20 protein-coding genes are annotated in these 18,436 nt (G+C 70.0%); 8 read left to right on the top strand and 12 right to left on the bottom strand.

Annotated features, from left to right (window positions below; all coding sequences use genetic code 11):
- Together G5B31_RS12245 and G5B31_RS12240 are read left to right on the top strand one after the other, a co-directional pair.
- A partial coding sequence (locus tag G5B31_RS12245; protein ID WP_165018005.1) for an SIS domain-containing protein occupies window positions 1-580 on the top strand: 580 nt, incomplete at its 5' end.
- Window positions 577-1,245 carry a DNA alkylation repair protein gene (locus tag G5B31_RS12240; protein WP_165018002.1) on the top strand — a complete coding sequence of 223 codons (669 nt, stop codon included), beginning with the start codon at window positions 577-579 and terminating at the stop codon, window positions 1,243-1,245. The genes G5B31_RS12245 and G5B31_RS12240, both read left to right, overlap by 4 nt.
- A 179-nt stretch (window positions 1,246-1,424) precedes the next feature.
- Here the strand turns inward: G5B31_RS12240 and G5B31_RS12235 are convergent, their stop codons facing one another.
- Window positions 1,425-1,901, bottom strand: a complete 477-nt coding sequence (locus tag G5B31_RS12235; RefSeq protein WP_394352129.1) for a hypothetical protein — start codon at window positions 1,899-1,901, stop codon at window positions 1,425-1,427.
- A gap of 150 nt (window positions 1,902-2,051) precedes the next feature.
- Here G5B31_RS12235 and moaA point away from each other — a divergent pair, with 150 nt between their 5' ends.
- Window positions 2,052-3,056 (top strand): GTP 3',8-cyclase MoaA, encoded by a 1,005-nt coding sequence (gene moaA / locus G5B31_RS12230; RefSeq protein ID WP_165017999.1) that lies wholly within the window; start codon window positions 2,052-2,054, stop codon window positions 3,054-3,056.
- Window positions 3,057-3,186: 130 nt separating this feature from the next.
- On the opposite strand, the gene G5B31_RS12225 is transcribed toward moaA, so the two are convergent.
- From G5B31_RS12225 to chvE, 9 genes are all read right to left on the bottom strand, one after another.
- Window positions 3,187-3,357, bottom strand: coding sequence for a hemin uptake protein HemP (locus G5B31_RS12225; RefSeq protein ID WP_165017996.1), 171 nt, complete (start codon window positions 3,355-3,357; stop codon window positions 3,187-3,189).
- Entirely contained in the window at window positions 3,354-3,509 is a 156-nt protein-coding gene (locus G5B31_RS12220; protein WP_165017993.1) for a hypothetical protein, read from the bottom strand. The genes G5B31_RS12225 and G5B31_RS12220 overlap by 4 nt, the downstream gene beginning before the upstream one ends.
- 145 nt (window positions 3,510-3,654) lie before the next feature.
- A complete protein-coding gene (locus tag G5B31_RS12215; protein WP_165017990.1) occupies window positions 3,655-4,710 on the bottom strand; it encodes a dipeptidase in 1,056 nt (351 codons plus the stop codon).
- Window positions 4,711-4,968: 258 nt separating this feature from the next.
- Window positions 4,969-5,889: a Gfo/Idh/MocA family protein gene (locus tag G5B31_RS12210; protein WP_165017987.1), complete on the bottom strand. Its 921-nt coding sequence runs from the start codon at window positions 5,887-5,889 to the stop codon at window positions 4,969-4,971.
- The gene (gene araD, locus G5B31_RS12205) at window positions 5,889-7,631 is read right to left on the bottom strand and encodes an L-arabinonate dehydratase (RefSeq protein WP_165017984.1); all 1,743 of its coding nucleotides are present in this window, start codon (window positions 7,629-7,631) and stop codon (window positions 5,889-5,891) included. The genes G5B31_RS12210 and araD overlap by 1 nt, the downstream gene beginning before the upstream one ends.
- 7 nt (window positions 7,632-7,638) lie before the next feature.
- On the bottom strand, window positions 7,639-8,625 hold the full coding sequence (araD1, locus tag G5B31_RS12200) for an AraD1 family protein (protein ID WP_276616158.1): 987 nt from the start codon (window positions 8,623-8,625) through the stop codon (window positions 7,639-7,641).
- A 15-nt stretch (window positions 8,626-8,640) separates the two neighbouring features.
- Entirely contained in the window at window positions 8,641-9,822 is a 1,182-nt protein-coding gene (gene mmsB / locus G5B31_RS12195) for a multiple monosaccharide ABC transporter permease (RefSeq protein ID WP_165017978.1), read from the bottom strand.
- Window positions 9,822-11,369 (bottom strand): multiple monosaccharide ABC transporter ATP-binding protein, encoded by a 1,548-nt coding sequence (gene mmsA / locus G5B31_RS12190; RefSeq protein ID WP_165018073.1) that lies wholly within the window; start codon window positions 11,367-11,369, stop codon window positions 9,822-9,824. Before mmsA ends, mmsB begins: the two co-directional genes overlap by 1 nt.
- An 86-nt stretch (window positions 11,370-11,455) precedes the next feature.
- Window positions 11,456-12,526, bottom strand: a complete 1,071-nt coding sequence (gene chvE, locus G5B31_RS12185) for a multiple monosaccharide ABC transporter substrate-binding protein (protein ID WP_165017975.1) — start codon at window positions 12,524-12,526, stop codon at window positions 11,456-11,458.
- Between the two features lie 147 nt (window positions 12,527-12,673).
- On the opposite strand from chvE, the gene G5B31_RS12180 reads away from it, so the two are divergent.
- The 5 genes from G5B31_RS12180 to G5B31_RS12160 all read left to right on the top strand — a co-directional run bounded on the left by G5B31_RS12180 (window position 12,674) and on the right by G5B31_RS12160 (window position 16,702).
- Window positions 12,674-13,618, top strand: a complete 945-nt coding sequence (locus G5B31_RS12180; protein WP_165017972.1) for a LysR substrate-binding domain-containing protein — start codon at window positions 12,674-12,676, stop codon at window positions 13,616-13,618.
- A gap of 68 nt (window positions 13,619-13,686) precedes the next feature.
- Complete coding sequence (locus tag G5B31_RS12175) at window positions 13,687-13,953, top strand: type II toxin-antitoxin system HicA family toxin (RefSeq protein ID WP_205911914.1); 267 nt, start codon at window positions 13,687-13,689, stop codon at window positions 13,951-13,953.
- On the top strand, window positions 13,899-14,288 hold the full coding sequence (locus tag G5B31_RS12170; RefSeq protein ID WP_165017969.1) for a type II toxin-antitoxin system HicB family antitoxin: 390 nt from the start codon (window positions 13,899-13,901) through the stop codon (window positions 14,286-14,288). The genes G5B31_RS12175 and G5B31_RS12170 overlap by 55 nt, the downstream gene beginning before the upstream one ends.
- A gap of 63 nt (window positions 14,289-14,351) precedes the next feature.
- Window positions 14,352-15,386: a phosphotransferase gene (locus tag G5B31_RS12165; protein WP_165017966.1), complete on the top strand. Its 1,035-nt coding sequence runs from the start codon at window positions 14,352-14,354 to the stop codon at window positions 15,384-15,386.
- On the top strand, window positions 15,383-16,702 hold the full coding sequence (locus tag G5B31_RS12160) for an aspartate aminotransferase family protein (RefSeq protein ID WP_205911913.1): 1,320 nt from the start codon (window positions 15,383-15,385) through the stop codon (window positions 16,700-16,702). Before G5B31_RS12165 ends, G5B31_RS12160 begins: the two co-directional genes overlap by 4 nt.
- A 315-nt stretch (window positions 16,703-17,017) precedes the next feature.
- On the opposite strand, the gene phoB is transcribed toward G5B31_RS12160, so the two are convergent.
- Window positions 17,018-17,710 (bottom strand): phosphate regulon transcriptional regulator PhoB, encoded by a 693-nt coding sequence (gene phoB / locus G5B31_RS12155; protein ID WP_165017963.1) that lies wholly within the window; start codon window positions 17,708-17,710, stop codon window positions 17,018-17,020.
- A gap of 21 nt (window positions 17,711-17,731) precedes the next feature.
- The gene (gene phoU, locus G5B31_RS12150; protein WP_165017960.1) at window positions 17,732-18,436 is read right to left on the bottom strand and encodes a phosphate signaling complex protein PhoU; all 705 of its coding nucleotides are present in this window, start codon (window positions 18,434-18,436) and stop codon (window positions 17,732-17,734) included.

Genomic DNA, 18,436 nt, shown 5'->3' with positions numbered 1-18,436 from the left:
AGCAGGCGTCGACCGCGGCCGGATCGACGCCGCCGCGCTGGCCGGGCACCTGGCCGGGCTGCAGGCGCTGCCCGGGCTGATGAACGCCGCCCTCGGCCTGTCCGATGCGGTGGCGCGGGTGGCGGAGGAGCTGGCCAAGGCGCAGGACATCCTCTTCCTCGGCCGCGGCGCGATGTTCCCGCTGGCGCTGGAGGGGGCGCTGAAACTGAAGGAAATCAGCTACATCCACGCCGAAGGTTATGCCTCGGGCGAGCTGAAGCACGGCCCGATCGCGCTGATCGACGCCGCGGTGCCGGTGGTCGTGCTGGCACCGAAGGACGCGCTGTTCGACAAGACCGTCTCCAACATGCAGGAGGTGATGGCGCGGCACGGCAAGGTGCTGCTGCTCTCCGACGCCGCGGGGGTGGAGGAGGCCGGGCGCGGCAGCTGGCAGGTGCTGACCCTGCCGCAGGTGGCCCCGGAATGGGCGCCGATCCTCTATGCGGTGCCGGCGCAGCTCTTGGCCTATCATACCGCCATCGCCAAGGGCACCGACGTGGACCAGCCGCGCAACCTGGCGAAATCGGTGACGGTGGAATGACCCCGCTCGACGACCTGCTGTCGCGCGAGGACCCGGCCCGGGCGCTGCAATCCGCCGCCTACCACAAGGCGCCGCGGCGTTATCTCGGCATCCCGGTGCCGGTGCTGGCCGACCTCGCCGACGGCTGGCGCGCGACCCGCACGGTGGAAGAGCGGGTGGCGCTGGCCGATGCCCTCTGGCAGACCGACATCCACGAGGCCCGCATCGCCGCCGCCAAGCTGCTGGTGCAGGCCCGGCTGCGCCCGGACGAGGGGGCCTGGGCACTCATCGCCTCCTGGGTGCCGCAGTTCGACGCCTGGGCCATCGCCGACCACGCCTGCGACGCCGGCGCCCGCCGCCTGCTGGCCGATCCGTCGCGGCTGGATCAGGTCGAGAGCTGGACCACCTCGCCCAACATGTGGACCCGCCGCGCCGCGCTGGTGATGACGCTGCCCTGGGCGAAGATGAACAAGGTCAAGCCGCAGGACCTGGAGATCCGCGAGCGCGTGCTCGGCTGGGCTGCCGGCTATGTGGCAGACCGCGACTGGTTCATCCAGAAGGCGGTGGCCTGGTGGCTGCGCGATCTGTCGAAACACGACGCCGCCCGGACCCGCGCCTTCCTGGCCGAACATGGCGAAAGGATGAAGCCCTTCGCCCGGAAAGAGGCCGCCCGGCACCTGGCCTGACCGCAGCCCCGGCGGAAACCGCGGAGCCTCCGGCGGGGATATTTAAGTCCAGAAAGAGGGCAAAAGGAGCCCTCCTCTTTCTGGACTTAAATATCCTCGGGGGGGCGACCATTGTTTGCGCCATTGGTTCGAGCAACCAATGGTCGCGGTGGGGGCGAAGCGCCCCCGGCGGCCGGCCGTCAGGAGCCGAGGATGACCATCTCGGGCAGTTCCGTCAGCCCGATGCCGAGCGCCTGATAGGCCGAGAGCGACATCAGCGCCGCCCCGCTGCCCGGCCGCAGCTCCACCGCCAGCACCTTGCCGTTCGGCGCCCGGACCGAGCCCTTCGTCACCGCCTTCACCAGCGAGGTCTGCACCCAGAGCCCGGTGTCCGCCGGCGCGCCGAGCGCGACGATCTGCCGCCCCAGCTCCCCGCCGCCCGGCGCCGCCGCCAGCGCCGCCTGTTTCTCGGCCTCGGAGGTGCGGTCCAGCGCCGCGACCGACTGGCCGGAGCCCATGGCCTCCAGCGACTGGGTTTCCACCGCGGGGGCGAATTCGGTCGCCATCCCCGGCTCGGCGGGGGCGGAGGATTTCCCCTGCAATGCCGCGCAACCGGCCAGCGGCAGCAGCGTCACGGAAAGGAGAAGGACTCGGGCGGTCAGGTGCATCGGGGTCACTCGCATCATCATGCCTGAGACGATAGTCCGCCGCCCCTGCCCCCGCAACCGCCGCTTTCCCGGCCCGGCGGCCTTGCGCCGCTTCCCGCCCCGCTTTCCCGCCCCTCTTTCCCGCTTGTGCAGGCCCCCGCCCGACCCTACCTTCTGGGCATGACCGCAGCCCCGCTCATCGACCCCTTCCAGCGCGCCATCTCCTACCTGCGCGTCTCGGTCACCGACCGCTGCGATTTCCGCTGCACCTATTGCATGGCGGAACACATGACCTTCCTGCCCAAGGCCGACCTGCTGACGCTGGAGGAACTGGACCGGCTCTGCTCGGCCTTCGTCCGGCTGGGCGTGCAGAAGCTGCGCGTCACCGGCGGCGAGCCCTTGGTGCGCAAGGGCATCCTCACCTTCTTCGAGGCGATGGCGCGGCATCTGGACAGCGGCGCGCTGAAGGAGCTGACGCTGACCACCAACGGCAGCCAGTTGTCCCGTTTCGCGCAACCTCTGGCCGACCTCGGCATCAAGCGGGTCAATGTCTCGCTGGATACGCTGGACCCGGGCAAGTTCGCGCAGATCACCCGCTGGGGCCGGCTGCCGCAGGTTCTGGACGGGATCGCCGCGGCCAGGGCCGCCGGCCTGCGGGTCAAGATCAATGCCGTGGCGCTGAAAGGCTTCAACGAGGACGAGCAATTCGCCCTCACCGACTGGTGCGCCGCCGAGGGCCACGACCTGACCTGGATCGAGGTCATGCCGATGGGCGAGATCGAACCCGCCCGGCTGGACCAATATTGGAGCCTCAAGGACCTCCGCCGCCGCTACGAGGAGCGCTTCACCGTCACCGACTTGACCGAAAGGACCGGCGGCCCCGCCCGATACGTGCGGCTGGAGGAGACCGGGCAAAGGATCGGCTTCATCACCCCCCTGACCCATAATTTCTGCGAAAGCTGCAACCGGGTGCGGCTGACCTGCACCGGCGAGCTTTACATGTGCCTCGGGCAGGAGGACATGGCCGACCTGCGCGCGCCGCTGCGCGCCAGCCCGGAGGACGAGGCGGTCGAACAGGCGATCCGCGCCGCCATCGCGCGCAAGCCCAAGGGCCATGACTTCGATTATTCCCGCCGGGGCGTCAGCGGCCAGATGACCCGTCACATGAGCCATACTGGCGGCTGATCCCGCAGGCGGTGCGGCGGTGCTGGCCGGGGCGGTATTCCCCCCGCCCCGCCAGCCGCGGCCCGTCCCCCGGGAAAAAGGGACCGGCCGTTCCCGAGGCGCGGGGCAGCACCTGCCGCCCCGCCACCGTTCACTTGGTCAGGATCAGCTTGCCCTGCCGGGTGATCCGCAGCGTGTAGATCTGGCCGTCCAGGTCGATCCGGGCCAGGCTGCCGCCCTCGGTCAGCACCCGCGCCTCGTGGACGGGGGTGGCATCGGCGGTCAGCCAGGGGGTCAGGAAGGGTTCGGCGCGCGCGTTCATTTCCGCATCTCCAGATGGTCGATCAGCGCCTCCAGCCGGGCGCCGGGCATCAACCCTTCGTAGAGGCCCGCCACCGCGCGGGTCAGCAGTTCGACGACACCGGCCGGCACGGGGCCGGGCAGCGCTTCGGGACGCGGAACCTGCGGGGACATAAGGCTCTCCATCGGGGCAAGGAACACCGGGCTGGCCCACGCGGAGAGGGACTGGCTTGGTCTTGAGCCTATTCCTGACCAAATTGGTAATCTTTGTCAAGCGCCCCTGCGCGGGTCTTCGCGATTCCCCGCGCAGGCGCCGGAGTCAGGCGCCCCAGGTCCGCCGCAGCACCCGCATCCAGTTGCCGAAGGCCAGCTTCTCCACCAGCGCCGCGCCATAGCCGTGGTTACGGCAGGCCTGCACCAGCCGCGGCAGCCCGGCCACGTCGCCGATCCCCTCGGGCATGGTGGCGCCGTCGAAGTCCGAGCCGAATCCGACCCGGTCCTCGCCCAGCCGGTCCAGCAGGTGGTCGAGGTGGCGCATCACCACCTCCCAGCCCATGTCGGCGCCGTCGCGGCCGTCGGGGCGCAGGAAGCAGGTGGCGAAGTTCAGCCCGACCATGCCGTCGGTCTCGGCGATGGCGTCCAGCTGCCAGTCGGTCAGGTTGCGGGTCGAGGGGCAGACGGCATGGACGCAGGAATGCGTCGCCACCAGCGGCGCATCGGAAAGCCGCATCACGTCGCGGAAGCCGGCGGCGTTCAGGTGGCTGAGGTCCAGCATCACCCGCAGCGCATTGCAGTCCCGCACCAGCGCCTCGCCCTCCGGCGTCAGCCCGGGGCCGGTGTCGGGATCGCCCGGGAAGCGGAAGGGCACGCCATGGCCGAAGATGGTCGGGCGGCTCCAGACAGGCCCCAGCGACCGCAGCCCGGCGGCGTGGAGCAGGTGCAGCGCATCGAGGTCGGGGCCGATGGCCTCGGCCCCCTCCATGTGCAGCACGCCCGCCACCGCACCCTCGGCCGCCGCCGCCTCGATCTCGGCCACCGAGCGGCAGGCGCGGAAGGCCCCGCCCGAGGCCCGCACCATCCAGTGGAACAGCCCGGCCTGATGCATCGCCGGGCCGATCGCCTCGGCCGCGCCGATCAGGTCGGGCAGCGGCAGGTCGAAGGGCGGGTTCTCCATCGCCGCCATGAAGTCGAAGCCGTCGACCTTCGGCGAGGGGATGTAGATCGCGAACAGCCCGCCGGCGAAGCCGCCCGCCTGCATCCGCGGCAGGTCGAGATGGCCTTTCCCCTCGCCGGTCAGGAAAATCTCCTCCCGCCGCTCCGGCGCCAGATGCAGCCGCAGGAGAAGATCGTTGTGGCCGTCGAACACCTTTTGCATCGCGCGCTCCTTTGGGGGGTCGGCCGGCATCTCATCCCCCGCAGCGGGGAATGGCAAGCCCCCGCCCCGACATTGGGGGCATTCTGCCCCCAAACCCCCTGAGAGTATTTGGGCCAAGATGAAAGGGCGAAGCGCACCCTCCCATTTCACCTGCCCATAAATATCCCCGCCGGAGGCAAACCCGAGCCGGTTGCGCGCTTGCGCGCAGAGGCGAGAGAAAAGGCTTGCGGCGAAGCCGCGCAATTTGCCGACCGCCGGTCAGAAGTGGAACGGCTCCACCACCTCGCGCCGCCCCAGCGTCAGCGCATCGGCGACATGAACCATCGGCGACAGGTCCACCTCGCTGGTTCCGGCCACCAGCAGCCCGGCCATCCGGGCGTAGAGCGCGGGATATTCGCCCATGATGTCGGCCTCCCCCGCCACCGGCACGCCGTCGACCTCCATCACGTTGCCGCCCATGCGCAGCGCCATCCGGGCGCCGTCGGCGGTGTCGACCACGATGTCCCAGGTCTGCGGCCCCTCTTGCCGCCAGTCGAAGCCGGCAGAGACGCCGCCGGTGAAGGTCAGCTCGGCGGCGATCGGGGTCTGGCGGTTGGCGGGGAACTGCAGCACCGCGGCGGTCAGGTGGACCGGGCGGGGCAGAATCTCGGTCAGGATCGACAACGCGTTGATGCCGGGGTCGAAGACGCCCATGCCGCCGGGCTCGAACACCCAGTCCTGCCCGGGGTGCCACTTGCGCACGTCCTCGCGCCAGTCGATGCGGGCCCTGGTCACCTCGCGCCCCGAGAGCCAGGCCTTCGCCTGCGCCACCGCCCGGGCCATCCGGCTGTGCCAGGTGGCGTAGAGGCTGAGGCCGCGTGCTTCCGCCATCGCCTGCAAGGCATGGACCTCGGCCAGGGTCGCGCCCGGGGGCTTCTCCAGCATCAGATGCCGCCCGGCCAGCAGCGCCGCCTCGGCCGCCGCGAAGCGCGGCACGGGGGGCAGGCAGAGCGAGACCAGCTCCACCTCGGGATGCGCCGCCAGCGCGGCTTCCAGCGAGGCATGGGCGGGCACGCCGGGCACATGGCCGTTGCGGCTGACGGTGCAGGCGAGGTGGAAGTCGGGACTCGAGGACAGCGCCGGAACATGCTGATCCAGCGCGATCTTTCCGATTCCGACCAGACAGGTGGCGCGGCTCATCAATGGCTCTCCCGCGCCACGGCATTGCCGCGGCAGCCGATCAGGAAATCCATGTCGGCGCCCTTGTCGGCCCCCTGCACATGGTCGTGGTAGAGCTTGGCATAGCCCGAGGCCGGGGGTTCCACCGCCGGCTTCCAGGCCGCCAGCCGCGCCGCCAGTTCATCCTCGGGAATGTCCAGGTGCAGCCGCCGCGCCTCGACGTCCAGCTCGATCACATCGCCGGTCCGCACCACCGCCAGCGGCCCGCCGCGCGCCGCCTCGGGCGAGGTGTGCAGGACCACGGTGCCATAGGCCGTCCCGCTCATCCGCGCGTCGGAGATCCGCACCATGTCGGTGATGCCCTTGCGCAGCACCTTCGGCGGCAGGCCCATGTTGCCGACCTCGGCCATGCCGGGATAACCGCGGGGCCCGCAATTCTTCAGCACCATGACGCAGGTCTCGTCGATCTCCAGCGCCTCGTCCTCGATCCTGGCCTTGTAGTCGTCGATGTCCTCGAACACCACCGCCCTGCCCCGGTGCTTCATCAGATGCGGGCTGGCGGCCGAGGGCTTCAGCACCGCCCCGTCCGGCGCCAGGTTGCCGCGCAGGACCACGATGCCGCCCGAGGAGGTCAGCGCCTTCTCCGCCGGCAGGATCACGTCCTCGTTCCAGTTGCGGACGTCCTTCACCTCGTCCCAGACCGGCCCGCCCGAGACGGTCAGGGCGTCGCGGTTCAGCAGCCCCGCCTCCCCCAGCCGCTTGATCACCACCGGCAGGCCGCCGGCGTAGAAGAATTCCTCCATCAGGTATTTGCCCGAGGGCATCAGGTTGACCACGGTCGGCACGTCGCGGCCCCAGAGGTCCCAGTCGTCCAGAGAAAGGTCCACCCCCAGCCGCCCGGCGATGGCCAGCAGGTGGATCACCGCATTGGTGCTGCCGCCGATGGCCGCATTGGTGCGGATGGCGTTCTGGAAGGCCTCGCGGGTGAGGATGTCCGAGGGTTTCAGGTCGTCCTTCACCATCTGCACGATCCGCCGCCCGGTCAACTGCGCCATCACCCGGCGGCGGCTGTCCACCGCCGGGATGGCGGCATTGCCGGACAGCGTCATGCCGAGCGCCTCCACCATCGAAGCCATGGTCGAGGCCGTGCCCATGGTGTTGCAGGACCCGGGGCTGCGGCTCATCGAGGCCTCGGCCTCGACGAAATCCGCCGCCGTCATCTCGCCGGCCTTCACCGCCTCGGAGAACTTCCAGAGGTGCGTCCCCGAGCCGATCCTCTCGCCCCGGAACCAGCCGTTCAGCATCGGCCCGCCGGAGACCATGATCGTCGGCAGGTCGCAGCTGGCCGCCCCCATCAGCAGCGAAGGCGTGGTCTTGTCGCAGCCGACCAGGCAGACCACCCCGTCGATCTGCTGGCCGCGGATGGTTTCCTCCACCGCCATGGCGGCGAGGTTCCTGAACATCATCGCGGTGGGGCGGAAGCCGGACTCGCTGACACTGAAGACGGGAACGATCACCGGCAGCCCGCCCGCCTCGTAGACGCCGTGCTTCACCCGCTCGGCCAGGTCGTTCAGATGGGCATTGCAGGGGTTCAGCTCGGAAAACGTATTGAGGATGCCGATCACCGGGCGGCCGTCGAAGAGGTCGGCCGGCAGGCCCTGGTTCTTCATCCAAGACCGATGGTAGATCGCGTCCTTCGAGGTTCCGGCGAACCACTCCTGGCTGCGCAGCTTCCGGGGCCATGGGGCGGGCTTGAAGGTCATGTCTTCCTCACAGGGCGGCGACGGCAAGGGCGCCGTCTGCGCCGGCCGCGAAGGCCAGCGGGTTTCTCAGCGGCAGGCCGAAGGGCGCGGCCTCGATCTCGAACACATCGCCCGCCTGCGCCTTCACCCCTTCGGCGAAGGACAGGGTGGCGGTGCCGAAGAAATGCACATGCAGATCGCCGGGCTGGCGGAACAGGTCATACTTGAAGTGGTGGTGTTCCAGGTTGGCGAGGCTGTGCGACATGTTCGCCTCGCCCGACAGGAACGGGCGTTCCCAGATCACCCGGCCCCCGCGGCGGATGCGGCTGGTGCCGCGCAGATCGGCGGGCAGGTCGCCCACAAGGATCTCCGGCCCGAAACTGGCCTGCCGCAGCTTGGAATGCGCGAGCCAGAGGTAATTCCCCCGCTCCACCACATGATCCGAAAACTCGTTCGCCAAGGCCCAGCCGATGCGGAAGGGCTGGCCCGAAGGCCCGATCAGGTAGATGCCGGCAACCTCCGGCTCCTCGCCGCCGTCCCCGGCGAAGCCGGGCGCGGTCAGCGGCTGGCCCGGGGCGACGGCGGCATGGCCGTTGCCCTTCCAGAACCATTCCGGCTGCACCCCCACCTCGCCGGGGGCGGGCCGCCCGCCCTCCAGCCCCATGCGGAACATCCTCATGGAATCCGTCGTCGCCTCCTCCACCGCCGCCCCCGCGTGCATCGCATCCCGCGCGGCGGCAGAGCCGAGATGGGTCAGCCCGGTGCCGGTCAGGTGCATGTGGGCGGGGTCCGGATGCGTCACCGGCAGCGCCAGCCGCCCCTCCGCCGCCAGCCGGGCCAGGTCCACCGCCTCGCCCAGGCCATGCGCCGCCACCACCGCCTTCAGCCCGCGGCCCGAGGCGATGGCCTCCTGCGCCAGCGCCAGCACCGAAGCGGCGCCGCGCACCACCGCCGCCTCCGATCCCTCGCGGACGACCACGGAAAGCCCGCCCTCCGGCCGGAGAACCTGCGACATCAGCATGGCCGCCCCTCACTTGCTCTTGTTGTAGACATCGAAGATCACCGCGGCCAGCAGCACCAGCCCCTTGATCATCTGCTGGTAGTCGATGCCGACGCCGAGGATCGACATCCCCATGTTCATGATCCCCATGATCAGCGCGCCGACCACCACGCCGACGATCCGGCCCGAGCCGCCGGTCATCGAGGCGCCGCCGATGAAGACCGCGGCGATGGCGTCCAGCTCGAAGCCGGTGCCGGCCTTGGGGGTGGCGGAGTTCAGCCTTGCGGTGACGATCATCCCCGCCAGTGCCGCCAGCATCCCCATGTTGACGAAGCACAGGAACACCAGCCGGTCCGAGCGGATGCCCGACAGCTTCGCCGCCTTCTCGTTACCGCCGACGGCATAGATGCGGCGGCCGATCACGGTGTTCTCGGTGAAGAAGGCGTAGAAGACGACAAGGACGGCCAGCACCACCAGCACGTTGGGCAACCCGCGGAAGCTGGCCAGCTGCCAGCCGACGAAGCCCACGGCGGCGGCCACCGCGATCTGGCGGCCGAAGAACAGCGCCATCGGCTCCGGCTCGATGCCGAACTCGCGGTCGCGGGCCCGGCCGCGGAAGCCCAGCCAGAAGATCGCCGCGATCCCGGCAGCGACCAGCAGCAGCGTCAACCCGTGCGGCCGGCCGATCCCGGTCAGGTCGGGGATGAAGCCCGAGGAGAGCGACTGGAACCCCTTCGGGAAGGGCCCGATGTTCTGCCCGCCCAGCATCCACATCGTCGCGCCGCGGAAGACCATCATCCCGGCCAGCGTGACGATGAACGAAGGAATGCGCCAATAGGCCACCCAATAGCCCTGCGCCGCCCCGATGGCCCCGCCGATCGCCAGCGTCAGCAGGATCACCAGCGGGAAGGGCAGCCCCAGCGAGACCGTCATCCAGGCCGAGCAGGCCCCGGTGAAGGCGGCGACCGAGCCGACCGAAAGGTCGATGTGGCCCGAGACGATCACCAAGAGCATCCCCAGGGCGAGGATGATCACATGGCCGTTCTGCAGGAACAGGTTGTTGATGTTCAGCGGCTGCAAAAAGCTGACCGGCTGCGGTTGCAGCGCCAGCATCACGGTGAAGAAGGCGACGATGGCGACCAGCGCCACCAGCATCCCGTTCTCGCGCAGATGCCCGCCCAGATGGGCGCCGATGCCCTTGCCTTGCGCCATCACGCCGCCTCCCCCTCGCCCGCGGCCCGGCCGGCCGCCTTCATGATCATCGCCATGATCCGCTCCTGCGTCGCCTCTGCGCGGGACAGTTCTCCCAGGATACGGCCCTCGTTCATCACGTAGATGCGGTCGCACATGCCCAGCAGTTCCGGCATCTCGCTGCTGATCATCACCACCCCCCGCCCCTGTGCGGCGAGGTCGTTCATGATCTGGTAGATCTCGAACTTCGCCCCCACGTCGATGCCGCGGGTCGGCTCGTCCAGGATCAGCACCTGCGGATCGGCGAACAGCCATTTCGACAGCACCACCTTCTGCTGGTTGCCGCCGGACAGGTTCACCACCTTCTGCTGAACGCCGGGGGTGCGGATCGCCAACTGGCGGCGGTAGTCCTCGGCTACCTTCGCCTCGCGCCGCTTGTCCAGCACCCCGCGCAGCGCCACCCCGGCCAAGTTGGCCAGCGAGATGTTCTTCAGGATCGGCTCCTCCAGGATCAGGCCGAGCGCCTTCCTGTCCTCGGTGACATAGGAGATTCCGGCCGCAATCGCCTTCTCCACCGTCGAGACATCCGCCGCCTGCCCGCGCAGCTTCACCACGCCCGCCTGCCAGCGGCCGTAGCTGCGGCCGAAGAGGCTCATCGCCAGTTCGGTCCGCCCCGCGCCCATCAGCCCGGCGATGCCGACGATCTCGCCGGCGCGGACATGGAAGGAGGCGTCGCGGATCGCCACCCGCCCGGCCTCCTCGGGGTGAAGCACGGTCCAGCCCTCCACTTCCAGCAGCCGCTCGCCCGGGGCGGGCACCCGCTCGGGGTAGCGATGCGCCATGTCGCGGCCCACCATGTCGCGGATGATGCGGTCCTCGGTGATCTCGCGGCGGTCCATGGTGGAGACCGTCGCGCCGTCGCGCAGCACGGTGATGCGGTCGGCCACCCGGGAAATCTCGTTCAGCTTGTGGCTGATCAGGATCTGCGTGACCCCCTGCGCCTTCAGCTCCAGCATCAGGTCAAGGAGCTTCTGGCTGTCGTTCTCCTGCAAGGCCGCGGTCGGCTCGTCGAGGATCAAGAGCCGCACGTCCTTGGCCAGCGCCTTGGCGATCTCGATCAGTTGCTGCTTGCCCACCCCCAGCTTGCCCACCGGGGTCGAGGGCGGCTCGAAAAGCCCCACCTTCCGCAGCCAGCCCTCGGTCCGATGGAAGGCCTGCGGCCAGTCGATCACGCCGCGCGCCGCCACCTCGTTGCCGAGGAAAAGGTTCTCGGCGATGGACAGCAAGGGCACCAGCGCCAGCTCCTGATGGATGATGATGATCCCCCGCGCCTCGCTGTCGCGGATGCCGCGCAGCGCCAACAATTCGCCGTCATAAAGGATTTCGCCCTCGTAGGAGCCGGCGGGATAGACCCCCGACAGCACCTTCATCAGCGTCGACTTGCCGGCGCCGTTCTCGCCGCAGATGGCATGGATCTCGCCGGCCTCGACGCTCAGGTCCACCCGGTCCAGCGCCCGCACGCCCGGGAAGGCCTTGCCGATCCCCCGCATCTCCAGAAGCGCCATCAGCCCCTCCCCGAACGGCCTGCATTTCATCTGTTCATAAATATCCCGGGGGGTGCGGGGGGCTGGCCCCCCGCTTTCCCCCAGGCCCGTCACTTGATCTGGTCGGCCGTGTAATATCCCGACTCCACCAGCACCTTGTCGATGTCGCCGACCCCCAGCGACACCGGCTCCAGCAGGTAGGACGGCACCACCTTCACCCCGTTGTCGTAGGTCGAAGTATCGTTGATCTCCGGCTCGCCGCCCTGCAGGATCGCATCCACCATCTTCACCGTCACCCCGGCCAGCGCGCGGGTGTCCTTGAACACGGTCGAATACTGCTCGCCCGCCAGCATCGACTTCACCGAAGGGATCTCCGCATCCTGCCCGGTGACGCAGGGCATCACCATGTCGCCCGAGCCGTAGCCGACGCCCTTGACCGAGGACAGGATGCCGATCGACAGCCCGTCATAGGGCGACAGCGCCCCCATCAGCGGCTTGTCTCCGTAGTTGGCGGCCAGCAGGTTGTCCATCCGCGACTGCGCCACCGCGCCGTCCCACCGCAGGGTGCCGACCACATCCATGCCGACCTGCCCCGAGGGGATGGCGATCTCGCCCGCGTCGATCATCGGTTGCAGCACCGACATGGCGCCATCGTAGAAGAAGAAGGCGTTGTTGTCGTCGGGCGAGCCGCCGAACAGCTCCACGTTCCAGGGCTTCGCCTCCGGGAAGCGCTCCTTCAGGCATTGCACCAGGCTTTCCGCCTGCTGCACGCCGACCTTGAAGTTGTCGAAGGTGGCGTAATAGTCCACCGCGCCGCTGTCGCGGATCAGCCGGTCGTAGGCGATGACCTTGATCCCCGCCGCCTGCGCATTCTCCAGCGCGTTCGACAGCGTGGTGCCATCGATGGCGGCGATCACCAGCACGTTCACGCCCTTCGAGATCATGTTCTCGACCTGCGACAGCTGGGTCGGGATGTCGTCCTCGGCATATTGCAGGTCGGTGGTATAGCCCGCCGCCTGGAACTGCTCGACCATCGAATTGCCGTCCGAGATCCAGCGCGACGAGGATTTCGTCGGCATGGCGATCCCGACCGAGCCCTTGCCCTCGGCCGCGGCGAAATGCGGTGCAAGGGCCAGAGTCGCGCCGGCCAGCGCCAGAAGGGCGCGTTTGGTAAGTTTCATGCTGTTCCTCCCCATGGCCGCCCCTGCGGCCGTGGCGCAGGGATGGCAAATGCGGACATACCCGTCAAATTGCGATTTCATAGCATTTCATATCCGATACGGTATATGATGCCCCGACGAGCCGCCAAGGGCGGCCGAGGAGGTGCCATGCCGATCCCCCGCCCCGACCCGCTGCAGGCCCGCGGCCTGAAGCTGTCGCACCTGCGCCTGATGGCCGCGCTCTTGGAGACCGGCCAGATCGGCCAGGCGGCCGAGGGGCTCGGCATCACCCAGCCCGCCGCCTCGCGCCTGCTGGCCGAGGTCGAACGCATCGCCGGCCGGCCGGTCCATCGGCGGACGGGGCGCGGCATGGCGCTGACCGAGGTCGGGCTGGCGCTGGCCCGCCGCGCCGCCCGGGTGCAGGCGGAGCTGATGGACGCCGCCCGCGACCTGGCCGAGGTCGGCTCCGGCCAGTCCGGCCATGTCCGCATCGGCGCCGTCACCGGGGCGGCGATGGAGCTGGTGCTGCCCGCCCTGCGCGCCGCCCGGCTGACCCTGCCGCAGATCACCGCCGAGGTGGTGGTGGCGCCGTCGGACCTACTGGCGCAGCAGCTGCTGTCGGGCCGCATCGACTTCGCGCTGGCCCGCCGCCCCGCCGGCCCCGACCGCGCCCTGATCGACGAGACCAGGCTCGCCGCCGAGCCGGTCGCGCTGATCGCCCGCCGCGACCATCCGCTGGACCGGCCCGGCCCCATCGCCGCCGCCGACCTGATGGCGCAGGACTGGGTGATGCCGCCGCGCGACTCGATCCTGACCCGCACGGTGCTGGACCGCCTGTCGCGCCTCGGCCTGCCCGAGCCGCCGCAGCGCCTCTCCACCGCCTCCTTCCTCTTGACGCTGGCGCTGATCCAGCAGTCGAACGCCATCGCCCCGGTGGCGACGGCGGTGGTCGATGCCTTCACCCGCGCCCCCGACGCCCCCTACATCCGCCTGCCCGCCGACCTCGGCATCGAGGTGGAGCCCTTCGGCCTTCTCACCCGCAGCGGCGCCACCCTGCCCCCGGCGGCGGAACGGCTGGCGGCGATGATCCGGGACGGGGCAATACACACTTAGATGCGCATTCTCTCTTGATGGCGACCACGCGGGTGTGTATATATGTGTCCATATAAAGGATAAGGCAGATGGAGCTGGAAACCAACTCCCGCAGGCTGCTGAAGCTTCTGAAGGAGGCAGGCTTCGAGGAGGTGTCCAGCAAGGGATCGCATCTCAAGCTGCGGAAAGGCGACCGCACCGTGATCCTGCCGCATCCGAAGAAGGACCTGCCGCTCGGGACGGTCAGGAGCATCTACCAGCAGGCAGGGCTGCTTCAGCCGCCTGCCAGAAAGGAAATGACATGCGCTATTACATCGCCATCGTTCATCAGGACGGGGACAGCGCCTTCGGCCTGACCTTCCCCGACCTTCCCGGCTGCTTTGCCGCCGCCGACAGCTGGGACGCCATCCCCGCCGCCGCGACCGAAGCGCTGGACCTCTGGTTCGACGACCAGCCGGATGTGGAACCGTCGTCGCTGGACGCCTTGCGCCTTAGCCAGAAGGACGCCCTCGCCGCCGGTGCGGTGCTGCTGCCGGTGCCCTATATCCCCGCCGACACGGCGGTGGAGCGGGTCAACATCACCATGGAGCGCGGGCTTCTCCGCGCCATCGACGAGACCGCGAAAACTCGGGGGCTGACCCGGTCCGCCTTCCTCGCCCAGGTCGCGCGGCGGGAACTGGTGGGGGCCTGACCCTCTGGCGCCCGCCCCCCGGCTGTGGTCATCTGGCCCGGTCCCTCCGCATCGGTTCCGCCCGTGACAGCCTCCGACGACTCCCTTCTGACCCTGCCGCCGCCGCGGATGACGGCCGAGGAACTGGCCGGCCATCTGGCCCGGCATTGGGGGCTCACCGGGCGGCTGACCCCGCTGACCTCGGAGCGCGACCTGAATCATCGGCTGGACGGCGCGACGGGCAGCTTCGTGCTGCGGCTGACCCATCCGGCCGAGCCGGCGGAGATGACCGACTTCCAGACCCGGGCGCATCTTCATGTCGCCGCCCGCGACCCCGGCCTGCCGGTGCAGCGGCTGGTGCCGCTGGCGGACGGAAGCCATGACCTCGCCCTGCCCGAGGGGCGGCTGCGGCTCTTCACCTGGCTGGAGGGCACGCCGCTGGCCCGGCTGCCGCGCGCACCCGGCCAGTCCCGGGCCATCGGCGCGGCGCTGGCCCGGCTGACCGCGGCGCTGGAGGATTACCACCACCCCGCCGCCGACCATGCGCTGCTGTGGGACATCCGCCGGCTGCCCGCGCTGGCGCCGCGCCTGCCCGCGCTGCAAAACACTGGCCTCAGGGCCGAGGCCGAAGCCTTCCTCGCCGATTTCACCGCCCGCGTCGCTCCGGCCCTGGACCGGCTGCCGCGGCAGGTCTGCCATGCCGATTTCAACCCGCACAACCTCTTGGCCGACCCGCAGGATCCCTCCCGGCTGACCGGCATCCTCGACTTCGGCGACATGGTGCGGACGCCGCGCGCCTGCGACCTGGCCGTCGCCGCCTCCTACCGGATGGCGGGGGAGGAGCCGCTGAAGGCGCTGGCCGGGCTGGTCGGCGGCTACGCCGACCGCCTGCCGCTCGCGCCCGAGGAAATCGACCTGCTTTACGACCTGATCCAGGCCCGGATGGTGGCAACGCTGGTCATCACCGCCTGGCGGGCGGCGCTCTATCCCGGCAATGCCGGCTATATCCTGCGCAACGCCCCCGCCGCTCGGCAGGGGCTGGCCGCCTTCCGCGCCTTGGGCCGGGAGCGCGTGACCGGAACCATCGCCCGCGCCGCCGGGCAGGAGCGTGACCGATGACCCAGCCGCAACGCGCCACCGGCGCCATGATCAACGCCTGGACCCCCGGCAGCGGGGCGCTTTCACCCGAAGATGCCGCGCTGGCGGAGAAGCGGCTGCGCCTGCTCGGACCCGCCTACCGGCTGTTCTACGAGACGCCGCTGCATCTGGTGCGGGGCGAAGGGGTCCATCTCTACGACACCGCGGGCCGGGCCTGGCTGGACTGCTACAACAACGTCGCCTCGGTCGGCCATGCCCATCCGCGGGTGGTGGAGGCGATGGCGGCGCAGGCGGCGCGGCTGGCGACCCATACCCGCTATCTGCACGAGACGGTGCTGGAGCTGGCCGAACGGCTTTTGGCCACCTTCCCCGCCGAGATCGGCCACGTCATGTTCACCTGCACAGGGTCGGAGGCCAACGACCTCGGCTATCGCATCGCCCGGGCGGCGACCGGAGGGACGGGGGTGATCGTCACCGGCAACGCCTATCACGGGGTGACGCTGGCCACCGCCGGGATGTCGATGTCGATCGGCCCGGCGGTGGCCCCGGGGTCGGAGGTCTTCGCCATCCCGGCGCCGACGCCTGCCAACTACCCCGAAGGGGTGGCGCAGGGCTTCGCCGCCGCCGTCACCGGGGCCTGCGCGGCGATGCGGGCGCAGGGCATCCGCCCGGCGATGCTGATCGCCGACACGATCTTCTCCTCCGACGGGGTCTGGCCCGACCCCGAGGGCTTCCTCGCCCCCGCCGTCGCCGCCATCCGCGCCGAAGGGGGCCTGTTCCTGGCCGACGAGGTGCAGCCGGGCTTCGGCCGCACCGGCGGGCATATGTGGGGCTTCCAGCGCCATGGCGTCGTGCCGGACATGGTGTCGATGGGCAAGCCGATGGGCAACGGCTATCCGGTCGCCGCGCTGGCGCTGCGGCCGGAAGTCATCGCCGAATTCGGCGCGAAGGCGCGCTATTTCAACACCTTCGGCGGCAATGCGGTGGCCGCCTCGGTGGCCCTTGCCGTGCTGGACGTGATCCGCGACGAAGGGCTGATGCAGAACGCCGCCCGCGTCGGCCGCGCCTTCCGCGACGGTCTCGCGGCGCTGTCGGGCGACGTGATGGGAGAGGTCCGCGGCGCCGGCCTCTTCCTCGGCGCCGACGTCTTGCGCGAGGGCGCCCCCGCCCCGGACCGGGCCGCGACACTGGTCAACCTCTTGCGCAACGAGGGCATCCTGATCTCGGCCACCGGCCCGCAGGGCCACATCCTGAAGCTGCGCCCGCCGCTGCCCTTCTCGGAAGCCAACGCCGCGCAGGTGGTGGAGACGGTGGCCCGCCTGTTGCCGCGGCTGTAGGCCGCGAATGAAAACCCCCTGCGACGTAGGCGGCCCATCTGGCGAAGGCCCGTGCCTTCGCCACAGCGCACCGCTTCAACCAGACCGGCCGGGACCACAAGTCCCGGCCAGCGCCCGCCCGCCCCCTGGCGGGCGCTTCTCGCCCGCCCGGGCGGGCGCTGGCCTCTCCGGGTCTCGGACTGAAAGGTTTCCGGGTGCAACCGCTGCGCACGGGCGGGGGCGAGGCAGTGCCTCGCCTGTTCCCGCCCGGAGAAACCGGGGATCACCGATGTCCCCGGAGACAACGCTTCAGCCGCGCCGAAAAATCGCCCTCCCTTACCCCAGGGCATATCCCGCGCCGCGCACCGTGCGCAGTGGGTCGTCGCCGCCATGGGCCATCAGGCTTTTGCGCAGGCGCCCGACATGCACGTCCACCGTGCGGGTGTCGACATAGATGTCGCGGCCCCAGACCCGGTCCAGCAGCTGCTCGCGGCTCCAGACCCGGCCCGGCTTCTCGATCAGCGCGGTCAGCAGGCGGAACTCGGTCGGGCCCAGCTTCAGCACCTTGTCGGCGCGGTAGACCCGGTGGGTTTCCGGGTCTAGCCTGATGTCGCCCCATTCCAGCACCACGCCCGCCGAGGACGGCCGCACCCGGCGCAGCTGCGCCCGCGCCCGTGCCATCAGCTCCAACACCGAATAGGGCTTGATCACGTAGTCGTCCGCCCCGGTTTCCAGCCCGCGGATGCGGTCCACCTCCTCGGCCCGGGCGGAGAGCATGATGATCGGGATGCCGCGGGTCTCGGGCCGCATCTTCAGCCGGCGGCAGACCTCGATCCCCGACAGCTTCGGCATCATCCAGTCCAGGATGATGATGTCCGGCCCCTCTTCCTCGACCAGCATCATCGCGTCCTCGCCATTGTCGGCGGGCACCACCCGGAAGCCCTCGGCGTCCAGGTTGTAGGCCAGCACCTCGCGCTGCGCGGGCTCGTCCTCGACCAGAAGCACCACCGGCCTTTCGCTCTGCGCCATCCTGTTCTCCTTTCCGGAGCCTCAGCCCGAGGCCAGCCCCGTCGAATCCATCTTGGGCCGGGCCCGGCCCGGCATCTGCCCCTCGACCAGATAGATCACCTGCTCGGCGATCCCGGTGGCGTGGTCGCCCACCCGCTCGATGTTCTTGACGATGAAATGCAGGTGCATGCAGGGGGTGATGTTGCGCGGGTCCTCCATCATGTAGGTGAGGAACTCGCGGAAGAGCGCATTGTAAAGCTGGTCGACCTCGTGGTCGCGCAATCGCACCTCCTCGGCGCGGGCGGCGTCGCGGGCGACATAGGCGTCCAGCGCGTCCGACAGCATCGCCACCACCGCCCTTGCCATCCGCCGCACCGCCCCGCCCGAGCTGCCCACCGGCGGCATCGACAGCAGCACCAGCGTCCGCTTGGCCAGGTTCTTGGCATAATCGCCGGCGCGTTCCAGCGCCGAGGCGATCCGCATCACCGACAGCACCAGCCGCAGGTCGCCGGCGGCGGGGGATTCCAGCGCCAGCAGCCGGGCGCAATCGTTCTGGATCTCGTCCTCCAGCGCGTCGATGTCGCTGTCGCCCAGGCGCACCCGGTCGGCCAGCGCCTCGTCGCGCCGCTCCAGCGCCTCGGCGGCGTCCAGGAGCGCGGCCTCGACCATGCCGCCCAGCTTCATCACCCGGGCCTGCACGGCCTCCAGCTCCACGTCGAAGCGGCTGCGGATATGCGGTTCCTGCAT

The organism is Rhodobacter sp. SGA-6-6 (assembly GCF_011043545.1).
In the GTDB taxonomy this organism is placed as follows: domain Bacteria; phylum Pseudomonadota; class Alphaproteobacteria; order Rhodobacterales; family Rhodobacteraceae; genus Pseudogemmobacter.
This window is presented reverse-complemented; position numbering and strand designations above follow the sequence as displayed.